Here is a 19,981-nt window from a genome sequence, read left to right on the forward strand (position 1 = left end):
GGGCGGGCAACCAAGAGCGGGGCACCTGAGGGCAGGGCACGCTCCGAGCGGTGTCGATCAGGGTTCGGCGAGCAGCTCGATCGCCTTGTCGGTGAGCCGGTAGGCCAGCCACTCGTCCTGCGGGGTCGCGTCGAGCGACTCGTAGAACCGGATCGCGGGGGAGTTCCAGCGCAGCACGTCCCACTCGATGCGGCTGTACCCGCGCTCGGTCGCGATGCGCGCCAGCCCGATGAGCAGGCGGCGGCCGAAGCCCGCGCCGCGGCGCGACGCGCGCACGTAGAGGTCCTCGAGGTGGATGCCGGGCACGCCGTCCCACGTCGAGAACGTGCGGAACCAGAGTGCGAAGCCGACCACGGACCCGTGGCCGTTCTCCACCACGAGTGCGGAGGCCGGCGGGTCGGTGCCGAACAGTGCCTCGTACAGCTGCACGTCGGTCATCGTGGCCTGCTCGGCGGCCTGCTCGTACTCGGCCAGCTCTCGCACCATCGTGACGATCGTGCCCACGTCCTCGGGGCGCGCGTCACGCACGCCGGAGGGCAGCACGAGGGTCTTCATGCCCCTGAGCCTACGGGCGAAAGTCCCGGGACGGCGGGGAATGCAGGCATTGTCTTGTCCCAGCGAGCGTCGTGCTCTACGCTCAACTCGGATACCGTCGGTATCTGAGTCGTCGAGAGGATCCCCCATGACCCACTTCACCGACAAGGTCGCCGTCGTCACCGGCGCCGGCTCGGGCATCGGTCGCGCACTCGCCGTCGAGCTCGCCCGCCGGGGCGCCGTCCTGGCCATCAGCGACGTCGACACCGCGGGTCTGGCCGAGACCCAGCGCCTCGTGGAGGCCACGGGCGCCCGGGTGCGCGGCGACGTCATCGACGTCGCGGAGCGCGAGCGGGTCGAGGAGTACGCGCAGCTGGTGGCCACCGACCTGGGCCGCGTGAACCTGGTGTTCAACAACGCCGGCATCGCCTTCACCGGCAACGTCGAGGAGATGTCGTACAAGGACGTCGAGAAGGTCATGGACGTCGACTTCTGGGGCGTCGTGCACGGCACCAAGGCGTTCCTGCCGCACCTCATCGCGTCGGGCGACGGCCACGTCGTCAACGTCTCGAGCATCTTCGGCATCTTCTCGATGCCGTCGCAGAGCGCGTACAACGCGGCCAAGTTCGCGGTCCGTGGTTTCACCGAGTCGCTGCGTCAGGAGATGGTCCTGGCCAAGCACCCGGTCAAGGTCACGTGCGTGCACCCCGGCGGCATCGCCACGAACATCGCTCGCAACGCCGACCAGGCCGAGGGGCGCGACCACGACGAGCTGGCTCGCTCGTTCGACAAGCTCGCCCGCACGTCGCCGGAGAAGGCTGCGCAGGTGATCCTTCGCGGTGTCGAGAAGGGCCGCCCTCGCGTCCTCATCGGCAACGACGCCCGTGTGCTCGACGCGGCCGTGCGGGTCCTGGGCTCGCGCTACCAGGGCGTGTTCGCCGCCGCCGGCCGTCGGTTCGGCCTCTGACCGAGACGCGACAGGGCCCCGTCACCGCTGGGTGACGGGGCCCTGTGGTCGTGCGGGTCAGCCCTGGCTGATCTCGATGCGCGTGGGCTCGGTGCCCGCGTACACGCCCGCGACGCGGACCGCGAGGATGCCGGCGTCGTAGGAGGCGCTGACGGCCTCGGCGGTCACGTGGCCCGGCAGCCCGAAGCTGCGCTCGAAGGAGCCGTAGCGGATCTCGCTGATGCGACGCGTGGGCTGCTCGCCGGACTCGCCGGCCTTGCTCTCCGCGCGCTCGTCGCGCCGCTCGCCCTTGACGACGAGGCGGCCGTTGGTCACCTCGACCGTGACGTCGTTCGAGACGTCGATGCCGGGCAGCTCGAGACGCACGACCACGTCGTCACCGTCGCGGACGGTCTCGACGGCGGGGGTGAAGTCGAGGCGCGAGGTGCTGCCGCTGGGCGAGAACGCGTTCCGGACGAGCGAGTCGAACTCGGCGAAGGGATCGCGACGGGTGAAGACGGAAACGTTGCTCATGGTGTCCTCCTGGGGGATCGTTCGGCCCGGCCACCGCGACCGGGACATCCAGTTAAACCTGAGTCTAGTCGACTCAATTCCCATGAGTGAGTGTATGTCAGTTCGCCGTCGGCGAACAACGAATCACGCCCTGTCCTCGACGGTCACTCCGGCCGTGAGGGCCACCTCGAGGTAGTCGCGGGCGAGGGTCTCGACGGTGGCGTGCGCGTTGAGTCCGCTGGGGTTGGGCACGACCCACAGCTGCGCGCCCTCCAGGTCGGTCGGCTGCCGACCGGCCCGTGCACGGCGGTCGCCGAAGGCCGTGCGGAAGCTGGTGATCCCTGCGACCGCCACCACGCGCGGACGGTGGGCACGCACCACGGCCGCCACACGGTCGCGCCCGGCGCGCACCTCGTCGTCGGTCAGCTCGTCGGCGCGGGCGGTGGGGCGAGGCGCCAGGTTGGTGATGCCCACCCCTCGCTGCACGAGCACCGGCGCGGCGAGCTCGGGCGTGGTCGCGTCGGCGGGCAAGATCCCGGCGACGCGCAGCGCGGGGTAGAAGCGGTTGCCGGGGTGCGCGAAGTGCAACCCGGTGCGCGCCGTCATGGGGCTGGGGTTGATCCCGACGAGGAGCAGCCGCATCCCGGGACCTGCGAGGTCGGGCACCTCCGGCAGGTCGTCGAGCGGCTCGGTCACGACGCGGCGGCGACGGGCTCGTCGACGGTCTCCTCCTGGGTGCGCATCCCCAGGAGCGCCGCGAGGGTGCAGGCCACGGCCACCGCCACCATGAACGGGGCGAAGATGGTCTGGGGGCTCCACACGGTGGCGGCCCAGCCGGCCAGCACGGTCGGCACCGCCATGGCGCCGTAGGCGAGCACGTAGAACGCCGACATGACCTCGCCACGGTGCGCGGCGGGCACGTGCTGGCTCAGGTGGCGCAGGGACCCGCCGAACGCGAGGCCGAAGAACAGGCCCACCAACGTCGAGGCCGCAGCGATCGCCCAGGCGTGACCCCAGGCCACCGCGGGCACGCACAGCACGAGCGACACCGCGGTGCCCAGGTCGCCGACGATGGCGGTCGGTCGGGCGGGCCAGCGGCCACCGACCGCCTGGCTGAGCGCCGACGCTGCCGCCGACGCACCGACCACCGCTCCGCCGAACAGCACCGACGTCGCCCCGATGGCCTCCGACGCGATCCGTGGGTACAGCGACAGCAGCACGCCGAGCACCGACCACGCGGCCATGACGCCGAGGGCGGAGAACCGGAAGTGTCCGGCGATCGAGGCCGGCACGCGCGGTCGCGCGATGTTGAGGGTGACGGCGCGGTCGTCGGTGTGCGGCTCGCGCATGCACAGCACGGCCACCAGCAGCGCGGCCATGATGGCGACGAGCACCGCGTAGGGCAGCACGGTCGGCGCGGGGCCCATGTCGACGATCAGGGCCACACCGACGAGCGTGACGGCGATGCCGCCGTTGAACACCACGCCCGTGAGGCGACCGGTGCGTTCACCGTCGTCGGGTCGCAGGTCGAGCAGCGCAGCCGACGCGACCACCACGACGGCGCCGACGCCGAGCCCGTGCGCCACCCGCGCCGCGAGCAGCCAGGCCACGGAGTCGGCCGCGATGAAGAGCCCGAGGCCCACCAGGATGAGCAGGACGGCGGCGACGAGCACGGGCCGGCGTCCGTAGCGGTCGGAGATCGACCCCGTGACCAGCACGGAACCGAGCGCGGCGACGGCGTAGACCGCGAAGACGACGGTGGTGGTGATGGGCTCGAAGCCCCACTCCTGCGCGTACAGCGCGTAGAGCGGTGCGGGTGCACCCGAGACGCCGAGCGCGACGGCCACGAGGGCGAGCAGCATGCCGAACGCCCAGCGCTGGGTCGGCTTGATGGTGGTCACGGTGTCCTCCGCGGCTCTCGGGCGGCTGGTCGCGGCGCGCGGACGGGTCCATCGGCACCACTGCTTCGAACGCCTTCGGTGGCGTCTGCATTCCCCATCCTTGCGAACCGCGCCGGCCCCATTCGCGTTCTGACGCGTTGGCGACGATTATTCGCGCATGGATCGACGCGAATGCGTCAGAACACCATGCTGGGTCGGGCCGCTGGTCAGCGCCAACCGCTACGGGGGGATCGGGGTGGATCTGCCCAGGTCGGTGACGAGGATCCGGGCGACTCTGCGGTGGTCGTCGACGTCACCTATCCCGTCCTGCGCCATGCGCTGGGCCAGCACCTCGAGCTCTCCGCCCGAGGCCAGGCGATGATCCTCGTCGCACAGGACCACGGCGCTCCCGTTCCTGTCCGTGCGCCGGAGCACCTCGACCATCACGGTCGCCGGTGCTTCGCAGACGTGGCACGTCGCACCCGTCGCGTCGCGAGCCTCCGCCTCGAGGTCGAACGGCACGGGCTCGTTAAAGGACGAGTAGGACGCGCCGCCTCCCGGGCGCTCGACGTCCTCTCTTGACACGGTGCCGTTCTACACCGCGTCAGGGTCGATGCGCAGCGGAAAAGACGGCGTGTGGAAGGGATACCGACGATCGAGCCGGATGTCTCGTGAGGGTGAGGAGTCCCTCGTCCACTCGGGGAGGAAGAGCCTGCGCACCTTTACGCTGTCGGGACGGACGAACTGATGTGGCGGCACCGATGAAGACCTATGAGCAATACATGAAGGACGCGCCTAGGAGTCATCGCGTCTGGGCCGTGTTCGCGCTGATGGGCGCCGGAGGCTCCGTTGCGGCCATCACCGGCCTGTCGAGGCCGGTGGCGCTGCTCGTTGCCTGCGCGATCTTCCTGGCCGCCAACGCGTTCATCTGGCTTCGACAGAACCCGACGCTGAAGCAGATCGAGCGGCGCAGGATGCGGGATGCCGAGGCAATTTCGGCGGACGACAGGGCGGCCCGGACCGAGGAGTGACACACGAAGCCCGCCGGACCGGTGGTCCGACGGGCTCCCGGCGTGCGCCGGGTCAGGCGTAGCTGACGCCCGTCGCGTGCAGCGGGCAGTAGCCGAAGGGGTTCTTCGCGAGGTACTGCTGGTGCGGTTCCTCGGCGTAGTAGTACTCGCCCAGGGGGGAGATGGCCGTGGTGATCCGGCCGTAGCCGGCCTTGGTCATCTGCTCCTGGTAGCGGTCGCGCGACTCCTCGGCCTGGCGCTGCTGCTCGTCGGTGGTGGTGAGCAGGACCGAGCGGTACTGGGTGCCGCGGTCGTTGCCCTGGCGCATGCCCTGCGTCGGGTCGTGGTTCTCCCAGAACACCTTGAGCAGGTCGGCGTACGTGACCTTCGACGGGTCGAAGACGATCCGCACGACCTCGGCGTGGCCGGTGCGGCCGGTGCACACCTCCTCGTAGCTGGGGTTCGGGGTGATGCCACCGGCGTAGCCCACCGACGTCGACCAGACGCCGGGCACCTCCCAGAAGGTCTTCTCCTCGCCCCAGAAGCAGCCGAGGCCGACCACGGTCACCTCGAAGCCGTCGGGGACGACGCCCGCGTCGAGCGGGGTCTCGATGGGGGTGCCGAGCACGCGGTGCGTGGTGCCCACGGCGAAGGGTCGATCGGCGCGGCCGGGCAGGGCGCTCTGCGCGTCGGGGAGCTCGGTCTTGCGGGTTCCGAAGATCATCGGGTCACACTCCTTGGGTCCACGCGTGTCAACGACCGTGCGCGGTGCGCTGTTCCCGATAGTGTCGTCCGAGTGAGGGAACCACGCAGGTGAGCACGCGTCCAGAGATTCCGGTCGGCGTCGAGATCGCGACGGCGTGGGCTTGGCGACTCCTCGTCATCGGGGCCGCCGGCTACGGCCTGTACTGGCTGCTCAGCTTCTTCTCCGAGGTCTCCGTCCCGATCGCCATCGCGCTGCTCGGCACCGCCCTGACCATCGGTTCCGTCGACTTCCTGGAGCGCAGGGGCCTGCCGCGTCTGCTGGCCACGGCCATCGTCGTGCTCACCATGCTCTCGTTGTTCTTCGGGCTCATCGCGCTCGTGGGCCAACAGCTCTCCACCCAGTTCTACGACCTCAAGGCCCAGGTCATCGAGGGCATCTCCCAGGTGCAGGACTGGTCGCAGAACGGTCCGCTGGGACTCAGCGACAGCCAGCTGACGCGCTACGTCGACCAGGTGCAGGACGCGATCCGCACGTTCGGCGAGACCGCCGCCGTCGACCAGCTGGCCGCTGTCGGCACCACCCTGACGCACTTCGTCACCGGCTTCTTCATCGCGCTCTTCGCGTCGTTCTTCTTCCTCTACGAGGGCAACCGGATCTGGGCGTTCTTCGTGGCGCTGTTCCCGCAGGCCGCGCGCGAGAAGGTGCACACGTCGGGCGAGACCGCCTGGCACAGCCTCACCAGCTTCGTCCGGGCCACCGTGCTCGTTGCGCTCACCGACGCGATCGGCATCGCCGTCGCCGCCTGGCTGCTGGGCGTGCCCCTCGCCCTCGCGATCGGCGTGCTGGTGTTCCTCGGTGCGTTCGTCCCGATCATCGGCGCACTGCTGTCGGGTCTCGTGGCGGTGCTCGTGGCCCTCGTGGCCCAGGGTCCGATCGTGGCCCTGTTCATGCTCGCGGCCGTCGTGGCCGTCCAGCAGCTGGAGTCGCACGTGCTGCAGCCGTTCCTCATGGGCCGGTTCGTGGCCGTGCACCCGCTCGCGATCATCATCGCCATCGCCGCCGGCATCACGGTCTCGGGCATCGTCGGCGCCCTCGTGGCCGTCCCGCTCGTGGCCTGCCTCAACGGCATCGTGCGTCACCTCGCCGCCGAGGCCGGTGCGCCGCTGCAGGAGGACGGACTACCCGAGGACATACCTCCCGACGCCGACTCCGACGCCGAGCCCGAGCCGGCCTGAGACCGTCGGCGCGCTGCATCGGCGGTAGGTGCACCGCGCTTCGTCACGGGTCGTCGGTAGGTGTGCCGCGGATACGCGGGTCGAATCCGCGGGCGTCCTACCGCTCGACGGCATTCCGCGCGCCACCTACCTCTCACGGCCACGACCGGCGGACGCGGAGCGTGGGGGAGCCCGTCTAGGGTGAGCAGGGTGGTGGACCTGCGAGACGTCGAGGCGGCGCGTGAGCTGATCGCGCCGGTGGTCGAGCGCACTCCCATGGCGCACTCGCGGTGGCTGAGCCAACGGGTCGGCACCGACGTGCACCTCAAGTGCGAGAACCTCCAGCGCACCGGGTCGTTCAAGATCCGCGGCGCCTACGTGCGCATCGCGCGGCTGAGCGACGCCGAGCGAGCGCGTGGCGTGGTGGCCGCCAGCGCCGGCAACCACGCCCAGGGCGTCGCCCTCGCCGCGCAGCTGCTCGGCGCGAAGGCGACCATCTTCATGCCCGACGGCGCGGCCCTGCCCAAGATCGCCGCCACCCGCGGCTACGGCGCCGACATCGAGTTTGCCGGCACCGGCGTCACCGAGGCGCTCGTGCACGCCCAGGAGTTCGCCGAGCGCACCGGCGCCGTGCTCATCCACCCCTTCGACCACGCTGACGTCCTCGCCGGGCAGGGCACCGTCGGCCTCGAGATCATCGAGCAGCTGCCCGACGTGCGCACCGTGCTCGTGCCTCTCGGTGGCGGTGGGCTCGCCGCGGGCATCGCCCTGCTGCGCGAACGCCGACCCGACGTCTCCGTGGTCGGCGTGCAGGCCGCCGACGCCGCCGCCTACCCGACCTCGCTCGCCGAGGGCCACCCGGTCACCGGCGTGATGGGTCCGACCATGGCCGACGGCATCGCCGTGGCCCAGCCGGGACTCATCCCCTTCGAGGTGATCGCCGAGCAGCTCGACGACGTGGTGACCGTCAGCGAGGACGCCATGAGCGCGGCCCTCATCGGCCTGCTCGAGCGCGCCAAGATGCTCGTCGAGCCGTCGGGTGCCGCCGGCGTGGCTGCCCTGCTCGACGACCCCGGACGGTTCCAGGGCCCTGTGGTCCCCGTGCTGTCCGGCGGCAACATCGACGCGCTGCTCCTGCTCGACGTCATCCGCCACGGCCTGTCCGCCGCGGGTCGCTTCATGCAGCTGCGGGTCCGGTTCTCCGACCGCCCGGGCGAGCTGATGCGGCTGCTCACCGACCTCGCCGACCTGCAGGTCAACGTGCTCGACGTGGCCCACGACCGCTCCGCGGAGTCGCTCGGGGTGCGCGAGGTCGAGGTCGCGGTCCAGGCGGCCACCCGCGGACCCGACCACGCCGAGGCCTCACGTCGGCGCCTGGGCGAGCTCGGCCACCTGCTCGTCTGAGCGTCGGACGCGACGAGGCCCCGGGACCATCGGGTCCCGGGGCCTCGTCATGCCTCGTGCCGCGGACTCGAGGGCCGCGTCAGGAACGGTCGCTCAGAAGGGCTTGGCCTCCACGATCGAGACCGTGAGCGTCTTGCCGTTGGGCGCCTCGTAGGAGGCGTCGTCGCCGACCTTCTTGCCCAAGATCGCTGCGCCGAGCGGCGACGTGGGGGAGTAGACGTCGAGGTCGACGGCCGAGTCGAGGCTCAGCAGCTCGCGCGAGCCGAGCAGGAAGCGCTCCACGTCGTCGTCGCCGGCGAACGTGACGCCGACGACCATGCCGGCCTCGACGATGCCGTCGTCGGCAGGCTTCTCGCCGACCTCGGCGCGACGCAGCATGTCCTCGAGCTGCTGGATGCGGGCGTTGGCCTTGCCCTGCTCCTCGCGGGCGGCGTGGTAGCCACCGTTCTCCTTGAGGTCACCCTCGTCGCGGGCGGCGGCGATCTTCTCGGTGATGTCGGGCATGACGACGTCCTTGAGATTCGCCAGCTCCACCTTCAGACGGTCGTACGCCTCCTGGGTGACCCAGATGGTCTCGGTGCTGGACTGAGACATGTTCGAACCTCCTGGAAAACAAGCGGAACCCCAGGCATCGAGCCTGGGGTCGAACGTGCAGCCTAGCAGTCAGTCGGTGAGTTGGCACGTCCTCAGCACTGCAGTGACGGCCTCGCGCTCGGTGCTGATCGGCACCTCGACGCGCGTCCGCTCGCGGGTGCCGGCGGGCACGTCGACGGTGCGCTCGCCCACGACGGAGTGGTCGAGGGCCTGGGCGTAGACGGTGCAGCGGACGGGGACCGGTTCCGGACGTCGGACCTCGATGGTCGCGACGGTCCGCGCGGGCGACTCCACCGCGTAGCCGTGGACCTCCGCCGTGACCGGCTCGGTGTCGAGGGCCACCCAGGCGGCCCACACGATGCCCAGGGCCACCCCGACGGCGGTGATCGTCGGCCACACCCAGCGTCGCGTGGTGCGGCGGCCGTAGCGCTCGTCGAGGGTGCTCACGCCACGATTCTCCCAGGTCGGTCCTGACGGTGGCGTCCTGCCTGGTGAACCCCGTCCGTGCGGGTGTGCGTACCGGTGGAACACTGGGGCGGTGACCGAGAAGCTGCGCCTCATGCACGTGCACGCGCACCCCGACGACGAGTCGAGCAAGGGTGCCGCCTCCACCGCCAAGTACGTCGCCGAGGGGGTCGACGTGCACGTCGTCACGTGCACCGGGGGTGAGCGCGGGAGCATCCTCAACCCGCAGTTCCAGCACCCGGGCATCGAGGACAACCCCGAGCTGATCACCGAGATCCGTCGCGAGGAGATGGATCGCGCCCGCGAGATCCTCGGCGTCACCCAGGACTGGCTCGGCTTCGTCGACTCCGGCTGGCCCGAGGGCGACCCCAAGCCGCCGCTGCCCGAGGGGTGCTTCGGCCTGGTCCCGGTCGAGGAGGGCGCGATCCCGCTCGTGCGCCTCATCCGCTCGTTCAAGCCGCAGGTCCTCACCACGTACGACGAGAACGGCGGCTACCCGCACCCCGACCACATCATGTGCCACCAGGTCAGCGTCCTCGCCTACGAGAAGGCGGCCGACCCCGACTGGCACCCCGAGCTGGGCGAGGCCTGGCAGGTCAGCAAGCTCTACTACCACCTCGGCTGGAACTTCAAGAAGCTCGAGGCGATCTCCGCGGCCGTCGAGCGGCACGGCCTCGAGAACCCCTACGCCGAGCGCATGGAGAAGTGGGAGCGCAAGCCCGAGGACGAGGCCCGGCTCACCACCCGGGTGGAGTGCGCCGAGTACTTCGACGTCCGCGACGCCGCGCTGCTCGCCCACGCCACCCAGATCGACCCCGACGGCTGGTTCTTCTCCATCCCCAACGAGGTCCAGGCCGAGGCGTGGCCCACCGAGGACTACCAGCTGGTCGACTCCAAGGTCGAGACGTCGCTGCCCGAGGACGACCTCTTCGCCGGTCTGCGCTGACCCGGCCGACCGGCGGACCCCGGAACCGCAGGCGTAGGCTGGGGCCATGGGTGAGCTCCTGACGATCCTGGTCACGGCCGAGAGGCCGCGTGGCCTCGACCCGAACATCGTGCGTCCCGGCTGGCTCGCGCTCGGCATCGTCGCCGCCCTCGCGGTGGCCGTGTTCTTCCTGGCCAAGTCCTTCGCGAAGCACACCAAGAAGGCCGCCCAGCCCTGGGAGGGCGACCAGGCCGACGACGCGCCGCTCCAGAACCGCTCCGACGACGAGCGCGTCAACCGCGACTGACGCGGTTCCGGTACGTCCGGACCAGCGACACGACAGCGCCGACCGCCGCCAACGAGCAGAGCACGACGATCGCGACGAACGGGACGTCGGGCTGATCAGCGGTCACGGAGTTCTGGTCCTCGTGCGTCAGGCTGACCACCACGCCCACCGCGAGGGCCGGGAGCAGGACGACGAGCGTCGCCGACCTGGCCAGGCCGCGGGTGAGGCCGGGCTCCACGATCTCGGAGCGCAGCGCGGAGGCCGACAGGACCGTCGACACCTGGATGAGTGCCGCGGTCCCGAGCAGGAAGGCGACGTGGTGCACCGGTGTGATGGTCTCCGCGAAGCCGTACGCGAGCAAGAACACGAAGAACAGACCGCCGGTGCCGACAGCCACGGCGAGCACCGCCGAGCCGAGGACCGCGCGCCAGTACTGCCGTGGCGTCACGGGCTCACCGTCCCTGATGGCCCGGACCGTCGGCGTCGCCATCGAGCCCGACCTCGTCGGACGAGGCGCGCCAGGAGCACGAGCATCGCGATCCCGGCGACCAGCAGCACCGCGGTGAGCGTGAACGCCAGCCACGGGTTGGCGAGCAGCAGTGCCACGACGCCCAGGACGGTGACGTCCTCGCCGACACTGACCCCGATGTTGGTGAACGGCTCCGGGGAGGCGTTGACCGCGAGGCGTGTGCCGGCCTTCACCAGGTGGCTTGCCAGCGCGCTGCCGCCGCTGATCGTGCCGTAGACGGCCTCGCTGGCGCCTGCGTCGCCCGCCATGAGGACGCCGAGGGCCGCGCCCACGGTGGGGCGCAGCACGGTGGACACGACGTCCCAGGTGGAGTCGAGGTACGGAATCTTGTCGACGACGAGCTCGATCGCGAAGAGCAGACCGGCCGCCACGAGCACGTCGCGCCGGGCCAGCTGGTCGGGGATCTGCTCGAACCCGCCGAGCCGGTCGGCCAGCCCGAGCGTCAGGACGACGAGGTAGGCGTTCACCCCGCTCGCCCAGCCCGTCGAGAACGCGATGGCCACCAGGTTCATGGCGCCAGTGTGTCCGATGAGCGGCCGGGACGGCGGACCGACGAGCGTCCCGCGGCCGGGCTGGCATGGTGGAGGGGTGCCGAACCGACTCAGCGCAGCGACCAGCCCGTACCTGCTCCAGCACGCCGACAACCCCGTCGACTGGTGGGAGTGGGGTGACGAGGCGCTCGCGCTCGCGCAGTCGCTCGACCGGCCGATCCTGCTGAGCGTCGGGTACGCCGCGTGCCACTGGTGCCACGTGATGGCGCACGAGTCGTTCGAGGACCCCACCACCGCGCAGTTCATGAACGACCACTTCGTCAACGTCAAGGTCGACCGCGAGGAGCGGCCCGACGTCGACGCGGTCTACATGCGCGCCACGCAGGCGATGACCGGCCAGGGCGGATGGCCCATGACCGTCGTGCTCGCGCCGACGGGCGAGCCGTTCTTCGCCGGTACGTACTTCCCGCCCGAGCCGCGGCAGGGGCAGCCGGCGTTCACGCAGATCCTGCAGGCGCTCGCCGACGCCTGGCAGAACCGCCGCGACGAGGTGACGAAGGTCGGTGCCGACGTCCTCGAGCACCTGCGCGACGTGGTGGACGCGGGCGGCTCCGCGCTCGACGCCGAGGCGCTGGACGCGGCGCAGACGGTGCTGTCGGGCCAGCACGACGACGAGGCCGGCGGCTACGCCGGAAGCCCCAAGTTCCCGCCGTCGATGGTCCTCGAGGCGTGCCTGCGGCACTGGGCGCGCACGGACACCGAACGCTCCCTCGAGATGGTCCGCACCACCTGCGACGCGATGGCGCGCGGCGGGATGTACGACCAGCTGTCCGGTGGCTTCGCCCGCTACGGCGTCGACCGCTACTGGCAGGTGCCGCACTTCGAGAAGATGCTCTACGACAACGCCCAGCTGCTGCGGGTCTACCTGCACTGGTGGCGGGCCGAGCTGGCGACCGGAGACGTCGCGCGGCAGGCCTTCGCACGGCGCGTCGCCACCGAGACGGCGGAGTTCCTGCTGGCCGAGCTGGCCACGCCGGAGGGCGGGTTCGCGTCGGCCCTCGACGCCGACAGCGCCGACCCGCGCGGCGAGGTCCACGAGGGCGCGTTCTACGCGTGGAACCCCAACCAGCTGATGCGGCTGCTCGGCGTCTCCGACGGGGCGTGGGCGGCGCAGCTGCTGGGCGTCACCGGCCCGGGCACGTTCGAGCGTGGGTTCTCGACGTTGCAGCTGCGCGAGGACCCCGACGACCCCGAGCGGTGGGCGTCGGTGCGCACGACGCTCCTGGCGGCTCGTTCCGAGCGCACCCGACCCGCACGTGACGACAAGGTCGTGGCCGCCTGGAACGCCCTGGCGGTCATCGCCCTCGCCGAGGCGGGGGTGCTGCTGGAGGAGCCGCGGTTCACCGACGCCGCCGTGCGCGCTGCCACGCTGCTCGCCGAGGTGCACCTGCGCGACGGCGGCCGCGTGCTGCGGGCGTCGCGCGACGGCGTGGCAGGGGTCCACGACGGTGTCCTGGAGGATCACGCCACGGTGGCCGAGGCGTTCGTCGCGGTGCTCGGCGTGACCGGCGACGCGGTGTGGCTCGAGCGTGCCCGGGCCGTGCTCGAGCGCGTGCTCGACCACTTCGCGGCATCCGACGGCGACGACTTCTTCGACACCGCGGACGACGCGTCCGACCTGGTGGTCCGTCCGCAGGACGCGTCGGACAACGCGTACCCGTCGGGCACGTCGGCCGCCGCGCACGCGTTCGTCGCCGCCGCGGCCGTGACCGCCGACCCGCGCTACCGCGAGGCCGCCGAGCGCGCGGTGCGCTCGGCCGCGCAGCTGGGGGAGAAGCTGCCGCGCTTCGCCGGGTGGACCCTCGCCGCCGCCGAGGCCCTGGTGGCCGGGCCCGACGAGATCGCCGTGGTCGGACCCGACGCGGACTCACGCGCGGGGATGCATCGAGCCGCCCTGCTGCGCACGTCGCCGGCCGTCGTCGTCGCGGCCGCGTCGGCCGATCCTGCCGTGCCGCTGCTCGCCGACCGGGTGGCCGTCGACGGTCGCGCCACCGCCTACGTCTGCCGAGACCACGTCTGCGCGTTGCCGGTCACCGACCACGCCCTGCTCTGAACCGGCCCCGCATCGGTGGATCCTCAACCGCAGCAGCGTCGCTGACGTTGACGATCCACCGATGGCGGGACAGATGTTGAGGATCCACCGATGGGGGGAGGGTGGGGTCAGGCGGGGCCGACGGAGGTGACGGTGAGGACGGCCTCGCCGGCGGCGTCGCTGGCGTCGAGGTCGACGGTGGCGGAGATGCCCCAGTCGCGGTGGCCCTCCGGGTCCTCGAAGGTCTGGCGCACGTGCCACGTCCTCCCCTGGACCTGCAGGTCGATGAAGGCCGGGCCACGGGCCGACGGGCCGGTGCCGAGGTGGTCGTACTCCTCGCGGTAGGCCGCCATGGCCTCGCGCCACGCCTCGGCGTCCCAGCCGTCCTCGCCGTCCATCTCGCCCAGCGCGTCCCACCGGCCCAGCGCAGCCAGCTCCACCCGACGGAACATCGCGTTGCGCACCAGCACCCTGAACGCGCGCTCGTTGGTGGTGACCGGGCGGATCGTCTCCTCGCCGTCGGCCACGGCCTGCGCCCGGTCCAGGCTCGCCGGGTCGGCCGGGTTCACCAGCTTCTCCCACTCGTCGAGCAGGCTCGAGTCGGTCTGGCGCACCAGCTCGCCCAGCCAGGCCGTCAGGTCGGTCAGCTCCTCCGTGCGCGCCGACGCCGGCACCGTCCGCTCCAGCGCCTTGTACGCGTCGGACAGGTACCGCAGCACCATGCCCTCCGAGCGCGCGAGCCCGTAGTCCGAGACCAGCTCGGAGAACGTCATGGCCCGCTCGGCCATCTCGCGCACCACCGACTTCGGGCGGAGCTCGTGGTCGCGCACCCACGGGTGTCCCTGGGTGTACGTCTCGTAGGCCGCCTCCAGCAGGTCGCGCAGCGGCTTCGGGTGCTCGACCTCGTCGAGCAGCTCCATCCGCTCGTCGTACTCGATGCCGTCCGCCTTCATCTGCGCCACCGCCTCGCCCCGCGCGCGGAACACCTGGGCGGAGATGATCGGCCGCGGGTCCTCCAACGTCGCCTCGACGACCGACACGACGTCGAGGTGGTACTCCGGGGACTCCACGTCGAGCAGCTCGAGCGTGGCGATCGCGAACGGCGACAGCGGCTGGTTGAGGGCGAAGTCGCGCTGCAGGTCGATGGTCAGGACCAGGGTGCGACCCTCCGCGTCGGGTGGGTCGAGCCTCTCGACCACCCCGCCTGCCACGAGGGCCTCGACGATGTCGCGCACCCGGGTCTGCAGCCGCTCGACGTCCTCGGGACGGACCACGCTCTCCTCGATCAGCCGGTCGAGCGCGGCGATCGCGTCGCCGGGACGCTGCGCGACGTCGAGGACCATCGCGTGGGTGACGTGCATGCGCGGCACGAGCGGCTCCGGCGTGCCGTTCACGAGCTTGTCGAACACGGCCTCGTTCCACGAGACGTGGCCCTCGGGCGCCTTCTTGCGCTGCACCTTGCGGAGCTTCTTCGGGTCGTCGCCTGCCTTGGCGATCGCCTTCGCGTTCTCGATGTCGTGCTCCGGCGCCAGGACCACCACGTGCCCGACGGTGTCGTAGCCGGCCCGACCCGCCCGCCCGGCGATCTGCGCGAACTCGCGCACCTGCAGCTGGCGCTGGCGACGCCCGTCGTACTTGGTGAGCCCGCTGAACAGCACGGTCCGGATGGGCACGTTGATGCCGACGCCCAGCGTGTCGGTGCCGCACACGACCTTGAGCAGACCCTGCTGCGCCAGCCGTTCCACCAGACGGCGGTAGCGCGGAAGCATGCCCGCGTGGTGCACGCCGATGCCCATGCGGACCAGGCGCGACAGCGTCTTGCCGAACGCCGACGTGAACCGGAAGCCACCGATGGCCTCCGCGATCAGGTCGCGCTCGGCCCGCGACGCCAGCGCGACGCTGCTGAGCGCCTGCGCCCGTTCCAGCGCCGACGCCTGCGTGAAGTGCACGATGTAGACGGGGGACTGGCCGGTCTCCACCAGCTCGGTCACGACCTCCTGCACCGGCGACGTGACGTACTCCGTGACCAGCGGCACCGGCCGTTCGGTCGACGCCACGAGCGCGGTCTCGCGACCCGTGCGCCGGACCAGGTCCTCGCGCAGCGTCGTGGTGTCGCCCAGCGTGGCCGACATGAGCAGCACCTGCGCCCGTGGCAGCTCCACGAGCGGCACCTGCCACGCCCAGCCGCGGTCGGGGTCGGCGTAGAAGTGGAACTCGTCCATCACCACCAGGCCGACGTCGGCGGCGCTGCCCTCGCGCAGGGCGAGGTTGGCCAGCACCTCGGCCGTGGCCACGACCACCGGCGCGTCGGGGTTCACCGACGCGTCGCCGGTGAGCATGCCCACGTTCTCGGCGCCGAAGACGTCGCACAGGTCGAAGAACTTCTCGCTCACCAGCGCCTTGATGGGTGCGGTGTACACGGCGCACTCGTCGCGGGCCAGGGCGCCGGCGATGGCGGCGGTGGCCACCAGGCTCTTGCCCGAGCCGGTGGGCGTCGCGAGCACCACGTTCGAGCCCGAGAGCAGCTCGAGCACCGCCTCCTCCTGCGCTGGGTACAGCGTGATGCCGCGTCCCTCGACCCAAGCGCCGAACGCGTCGAAGACGTCGTCCGGCGAGGCCCCGTCGGGAACCGACAGCCCCGGGCTCACCGCTGCTGGTAGGCGAGCAGGCTGACGCCGATGTAGTGGACGATGAACGCCGCGATCGTCAGCGTGTGGAACACCTCGTGGAAGCCGTACCAGCGCGGGAACGGGTCGGGCCACTTGAAGCCGTAGACGAGCGCGCCGATCGTGTAGAGCCCGCCACCGATGACCATGAGCGCGAGCACCGCGGTGGAGGCGTTCTCCTCGAACTCGCTCCAGTACAGGACCGCTGCCCAGCCGAGCAGGATGTACAGCGGCACGTAGATCCACCGCGGGGCGCCGACCCAGAACACGCGGAACGCCACGCCGGCCAAGGCGCCACCCCACACGAGCGACAGCATGATCGTCGCTTCCTTCGTGTCGAGCAGCAGCAGGCTGAAGGGCGTGTAGGACCCGGCGATCAGCAGGAAGATGTTGGCGTGGTCGAGCCGCTTCCAGACCACGCGAGCCTCGTCGGACCACGTGCGGGTGTGGTACAGCGCGCTCGTGCCGAACAGGAGCAGCGCCGAGACCATGAAGACGGCCACGCCGGCGCGCACGACGACGTCGTCGGCGATGACCAGCATGACGAGGAACGAGAAGAAGCTCAGGGGCGCCGTGGCAGCGTGCAGCCACCCGCGCAGCTTCGGCTTGAGCTCGACGAGGTTGTCGCGGATGCGGTCGGTGACCTCGTCGGTCGACGAGTCGTGATCGGTCCGGGACATGGGGGACAGAGTAGCCCTCCCGACCTGACCGGCCGGGTGTGGTGGGATGAGGATCATGGGGCTCAGCCACGTCGCCTACGGCGTCTACGAGCGCCGACTGCTCAAGCACCTGGATCCGTCCCGGATGCCGCGGCACGTCGGCGCCATCGTCGACGGGAACCGGCGCTGGGCCAAGGACGCCCGGATGGACCTCGAGCAGGGATACCGCGCGGGTGCGGCGAAGGTCGACGAGTTCCTCGACTGGTGCCACGAGCTCGGCGTCGGGACCGTCACCTTCTGGGTGCTCTCCACCGACAACCTGCAGCGACCCGAGGCCGAGCTGACCAGCATCCTCGACGCCGTCGAGGCGCTCGTGGGGCGGCTGGCCGACGACGGCCGCTGGCACGTGCGGCTCATCGGCAACCTGCAGCTGCTGCCGGACGACTCGTCGGCGCGCCTGCAGCGCGCGGCCGCCGCGTCGCCCGACACGGACGGGATCATGCAGGTCAACGTGTGCGTGGGGTACGGCGGACGTCAGGAGCTGACCGACGCGATGCGCGCCCTGCTGCTGGCCGAGGCCGCCAAGGGTCGCTCCCTCGAGGAGGTCGCCTCGACGCTCGAGGTCGACCACATCGCCGACCACCTGTACACGAAGGGCCAGCCCGACCCCGACCTCGTCATCCGCACCTCGGGGGAGCAGCGCCTCTCGGGCTTCCTGCTGTGGCAGAGCGTGCACAGCGAGTTCTACTTCTCCGACGTGCTGTGGCCCGCGTTCCGCCGCGTCGACCTGCTGCGTGCCATGCGCTCCTACGCCGCGCGTGAGCGTCGCTTCGGCGCCTGAGGCGTCGCCTTCCGCTACGACTGCTCCTTCCCGGCCGGGCCTTCGCTCGCTGCTGCGTCGCCGCGGGTCCCGAGCGGGGTGGTCTTCGAAGGGGCCTCGACCGGACGGTGGGTCTCGTCTCGGGTGGGTCTGCGGGGTGCGGCTGGGATCTCGCCTGCGGCTGCGTCGCTGTGGCTGCGAGTCGAGGTGGTCTCCGAGAGGGCCTCGACCGGAGCGGGGGGTCTGGGCTCGGGTGGGTCTGCGGGGCGCGGCCACGATTCTCCATCTGCGCGTGATCTACGCACGGTTCTTCCTTCGCGTGGACCGTCCCACGCAAAAGGAGAATCCCTGCCCACCCACCGCGCGCCGAACCCCCCGGCGGACGCAGGATTCTGCCTTCGCTCGCGGAAGCCCGAACGATGCTGCGTTGATGACGGGATCCGAACACGAACGCAGCATCCTTCGCCCCTTCACGCACGAACGCAGAACCTTGCGTCCCCCGACCCGCTCTCCGAGAACTCACCCGAGCCCAGACCCGACCGCCGGTCGAGGCCCTTTCGGAGCGCAGGTCGCCTCGCAGCCACAGCGACGCAGCCGCAAGGCACGACCCACCCGGAGCAGCGCAGCCGCAGGTCGAGGCCCAGCCGGAGCAGCACAGCACCACACGAGCCCCCGGCCGACGCAGCGCAGCGCTGCAGCGCGAGGGCCTCGCAGAGTTCATCTGGGCGTTACACGCACACCCGCGTGTCGCCACGCCCGGGGGCGGGGGCGGACGTACGTTGCGAGGGTGTTGATGCTCGCCCCGGAGCCCAGCCGCCCCACCCCCACCGAGTAGGGAAGGGCCGGCGCAGGGGCGCGCGGGTTCTTCGCAGGGAGTCAGACATGACTGTCAAGAAGAGCGTGTCCGCCGCGAACGAGTCGGCCGAGGTCGACGCCGACGTCCGCACCTACGTCCTCGACACCAGCGTCCTGCTGGCCGACCCCGGTGCGGTCACCCGCTTCCACGAGCACGAGGTCGTCATCCCCGTCGTGGTGATCACCGAGCTCGAGGGCAAGCGGCACCACCCCGAGCTCGGCTACTTCGCCCGGACGGCCCTGCGCTTCCTCGACGACCTGCGCGTCAAGCACGGCATGCTCGACGTCCCCCTGCCCATCGGCGACGAGGGCGGCAGCATCCGGGTGGAGCTCAACCACACCAACCCCGAGGCGCTGCCCGCCGGGTTCCGGCTCGGCGACAACGACACCCGCATCCTCGCCGTGGCGAAGAACCTGGCCGACGAGGGGCGTGACGTCACCCTCGTGTCCAAGGACCTGCCGATGCGCGTCAAGGCGTCGGCCGTCGGGCTGGCGGCCGAGGAGTACCGCGCCGAGCTGGCGCTGGAGTCCGGGTGGACCGGCATGCGCGAGGTCGAGGTCGACGCCGTCGACCTCGACACGCTCTACGAGGACGGCAGCCTCGACGTGGCGCTCCTCGACGACGAGACCGTCCGCGACCTGCCCTGCCACACCGGCCTGGTCCTGCTCTCGGACAAGGGCAGCGGACTCGGCCGGGTGACGGCGGACAAGCGCGTGCAGCTGATCCGGGGCGACCGCGACGCCTTCGGCCTGCACGGCCGCTCGGCCGAGCAGCGGATCGCGCTCGACCTGCTCCTCGACCCCGACATCGGCATCGTCTCGCTCGGAGGCCGCGCCGGCACCGGCAAGTCCGCCCTCGCGATCTGCGCCGGCCTCGAAGCCACGATGGAGCGTCGCCAGCACAAGAAGGTCGTCGTCTTCCGTCCGCTCTACGCCGTCGGCGGCCAGGAGCTCGGCTACCTGCCCGGCAGCTCCGACGAGAAGATGGGCCCCTGGGCGCAGGCGGTCTTCGACACCCTCGGCGCGGTGGCGTCGCCGCACGTCGTCGACGAGATCGTCGATCGCGGCATGCTCGAGGTGCTGCCCCTGACCCACATCCGCGGACGCTCGCTGCACGACGCGTTCGTGATCGTCGACGAGGCGCAGTCGCTCGAGCGCAACGTGCTGCTCACGGTGCTCTCGCGCATCGGCGCCAACTCCAAGGTGGTGCTCACCCACGACGTCGCCCAGCGCGACAACCTGCGGGTCGGCCGGCACGACGGCGTGGTGGCCGTCGTCGAGAAGCTCAAGGGGCACCCCCTGTTCGCGCACATCACGCTCACCCGTTCGGAGCGGTCGCCGGTCGCGGCGCTCGTCACCGAGATGCTGGAGGACGTGGGCGTCTGAGCGACG

The 19,981-nt window shown here is 71.2% G+C and carries 21 protein-coding genes; 9 read left to right on the forward strand and 12 right to left on the reverse strand.

Going from position 1 to position 19,981, the window contains the following annotated elements; translation table 11 throughout:
* Positions 1–57 precede the first annotated feature (57 nt).
* Complete coding sequence (locus ASF37_RS10310) at positions 58–555, reverse strand: GNAT family N-acetyltransferase (protein ID WP_055964634.1); 498 nt, start codon at positions 553–555, stop codon at positions 58–60.
* A 127-nt stretch (positions 556–682) separates the two neighbouring features.
* Here ASF37_RS10310 and ASF37_RS10315 point away from each other — a divergent pair, with 127 nt between their 5' ends.
* A complete protein-coding gene (locus tag ASF37_RS10315) occupies positions 683–1,501 on the forward strand; it encodes an SDR family oxidoreductase (RefSeq protein ID WP_056553296.1) in 819 nt (272 codons plus the stop codon).
* 57 nt (positions 1,502–1,558) lie between these two features.
* Here ASF37_RS10315 and ASF37_RS10320 read toward each other — a convergent pair whose 3' ends face one another.
* The 4 genes from ASF37_RS10320 to ASF37_RS10335 form a co-directional block, all read right to left on the reverse strand.
* Positions 1,559–2,014, reverse strand: coding sequence for an Hsp20/alpha crystallin family protein (locus ASF37_RS10320; protein ID WP_055964640.1), 456 nt, complete (start codon positions 2,012–2,014; stop codon positions 1,559–1,561).
* Positions 2,015–2,137: 123 nt separating this feature from the next.
* Complete coding sequence (locus tag ASF37_RS10325) at positions 2,138–2,689, reverse strand: mismatch-specific DNA-glycosylase (RefSeq protein WP_056580255.1); 552 nt, start codon at positions 2,687–2,689, stop codon at positions 2,138–2,140.
* A complete protein-coding gene (locus ASF37_RS10330; RefSeq protein WP_235499976.1) occupies positions 2,686–3,894 on the reverse strand; it encodes an MFS transporter in 1,209 nt (402 codons plus the stop codon). The genes ASF37_RS10325 and ASF37_RS10330 overlap by 4 nt, the downstream gene beginning before the upstream one ends.
* 219 nt (positions 3,895–4,113) lie before the next feature.
* Complete coding sequence (locus ASF37_RS10335) at positions 4,114–4,458, reverse strand: hypothetical protein (protein ID WP_156368163.1); 345 nt, start codon at positions 4,456–4,458, stop codon at positions 4,114–4,116.
* A gap of 176 nt (positions 4,459–4,634) precedes the next feature.
* Between ASF37_RS10335 and ASF37_RS10340 the strand changes: the two genes are divergently transcribed.
* Positions 4,635–4,904 (forward strand): hypothetical protein, encoded by a 270-nt coding sequence (locus ASF37_RS10340; RefSeq protein ID WP_055964649.1) that lies wholly within the window; start codon positions 4,635–4,637, stop codon positions 4,902–4,904.
* A 52-nt stretch (positions 4,905–4,956) separates the two neighbouring features.
* Here ASF37_RS10340 and msrA read toward each other — a convergent pair whose 3' ends face one another.
* Complete coding sequence (gene msrA, locus ASF37_RS10345) at positions 4,957–5,607, reverse strand: peptide-methionine (S)-S-oxide reductase MsrA (protein WP_056553286.1); 651 nt, start codon at positions 5,605–5,607, stop codon at positions 4,957–4,959.
* Positions 5,608–5,696: 89 nt separating this feature from the next.
* Between msrA and ASF37_RS10350 the strand changes: the two genes are divergently transcribed.
* Positions 5,697–6,824 (forward strand): AI-2E family transporter, encoded by a 1,128-nt coding sequence (locus ASF37_RS10350; RefSeq protein ID WP_055964660.1) that lies wholly within the window; start codon positions 5,697–5,699, stop codon positions 6,822–6,824.
* Positions 6,825–7,013: 189 nt separating this feature from the next.
* Positions 7,014–8,207 carry a threonine ammonia-lyase gene (ilvA, locus tag ASF37_RS10355; RefSeq protein ID WP_056580580.1) on the forward strand — a complete coding sequence of 398 codons (1,194 nt, stop codon included), beginning with the start codon at positions 7,014–7,016 and terminating at the stop codon, positions 8,205–8,207.
* Between the two features lie 93 nt (positions 8,208–8,300).
* Here the strand turns inward: ilvA and greA are convergent, their stop codons facing one another.
* Together greA and ASF37_RS10365 are read right to left on the reverse strand one after the other, a co-directional pair.
* A complete protein-coding gene (gene greA / locus ASF37_RS10360) occupies positions 8,301–8,801 on the reverse strand; it encodes a transcription elongation factor GreA (RefSeq protein WP_055964662.1) in 501 nt (166 codons plus the stop codon).
* 69 nt (positions 8,802–8,870) lie between these two features.
* The gene (locus tag ASF37_RS10365) at positions 8,871–9,248 is read right to left on the reverse strand and encodes a DUF4307 domain-containing protein (protein ID WP_056580257.1); all 378 of its coding nucleotides are present in this window, start codon (positions 9,246–9,248) and stop codon (positions 8,871–8,873) included.
* Between the two features lie 91 nt (positions 9,249–9,339).
* Here ASF37_RS10365 and mca point away from each other — a divergent pair, with 91 nt between their 5' ends.
* Both mca and ASF37_RS10375 read left to right on the forward strand, forming a co-directional pair.
* Positions 9,340–10,212 carry a mycothiol conjugate amidase Mca gene (gene mca, locus ASF37_RS10370; protein ID WP_055964668.1) on the forward strand — a complete coding sequence of 291 codons (873 nt, stop codon included), beginning with the start codon at positions 9,340–9,342 and terminating at the stop codon, positions 10,210–10,212.
* A 46-nt stretch (positions 10,213–10,258) separates the two neighbouring features.
* Positions 10,259–10,498, forward strand: coding sequence for a hypothetical protein (locus ASF37_RS10375; RefSeq protein ID WP_055964671.1), 240 nt, complete (start codon positions 10,259–10,261; stop codon positions 10,496–10,498).
* Here ASF37_RS10375 and ASF37_RS10380 read toward each other — a convergent pair.
* Together ASF37_RS10380 and ASF37_RS10385 are read right to left on the reverse strand one after the other, a co-directional pair.
* On the reverse strand, positions 10,485–10,925 hold the full coding sequence (locus ASF37_RS10380) for a hypothetical protein (RefSeq protein WP_156368164.1): 441 nt from the start codon (positions 10,923–10,925) through the stop codon (positions 10,485–10,487). The genes ASF37_RS10375 and ASF37_RS10380 overlap by 14 nt on opposite strands.
* Positions 10,922–11,518: a DUF4126 domain-containing protein gene (locus ASF37_RS10385; RefSeq protein WP_056580260.1), complete on the reverse strand. Its 597-nt coding sequence runs from the start codon at positions 11,516–11,518 to the stop codon at positions 10,922–10,924. Before ASF37_RS10385 ends, ASF37_RS10380 begins: the two co-directional genes overlap by 4 nt.
* 76 nt (positions 11,519–11,594) lie before the next feature.
* Here ASF37_RS10385 and ASF37_RS10390 point away from each other — a divergent pair, with 76 nt between their 5' ends.
* Positions 11,595–13,610 carry a thioredoxin domain-containing protein gene (locus tag ASF37_RS10390; protein ID WP_056580262.1) on the forward strand — a complete coding sequence of 672 codons (2,016 nt, stop codon included), beginning with the start codon at positions 11,595–11,597 and terminating at the stop codon, positions 13,608–13,610.
* 107 nt (positions 13,611–13,717) lie between these two features.
* Here the strand turns inward: ASF37_RS10390 and ASF37_RS10395 are convergent, their stop codons facing one another.
* On the reverse strand, positions 13,718–16,237 hold the full coding sequence (locus ASF37_RS10395; protein WP_056580264.1) for an RNA helicase: 2,520 nt from the start codon (positions 16,235–16,237) through the stop codon (positions 13,718–13,720).
* Entirely contained in the window at positions 16,234–16,935 is a 702-nt protein-coding gene (locus ASF37_RS10400; RefSeq protein WP_055964684.1) for a hemolysin III family protein, read from the reverse strand. Before ASF37_RS10400 ends, ASF37_RS10395 begins: the two co-directional genes overlap by 4 nt.
* Positions 16,936–16,990: 55 nt before the next feature.
* On the opposite strand from ASF37_RS10400, the gene ASF37_RS10405 reads away from it, so the two are divergent.
* The gene (locus ASF37_RS10405) at positions 16,991–17,755 is read left to right on the forward strand and encodes an isoprenyl transferase (RefSeq protein WP_055964688.1); all 765 of its coding nucleotides are present in this window, start codon (positions 16,991–16,993) and stop codon (positions 17,753–17,755) included.
* A gap of 861 nt (positions 17,756–18,616) precedes the next feature.
* Positions 18,617–19,975: a PhoH family protein gene (locus tag ASF37_RS10410; protein WP_056553264.1), complete on the forward strand. Its 1,359-nt coding sequence runs from the start codon at positions 18,617–18,619 to the stop codon at positions 19,973–19,975.
* Positions 19,976–19,981: the final 6 nt, after the last annotated feature.

The organism is Aeromicrobium sp. Leaf289 (assembly GCF_001423335.1).
In the GTDB taxonomy this organism is placed as follows: domain Bacteria; phylum Actinomycetota; class Actinomycetes; order Propionibacteriales; family Nocardioidaceae; genus Aeromicrobium.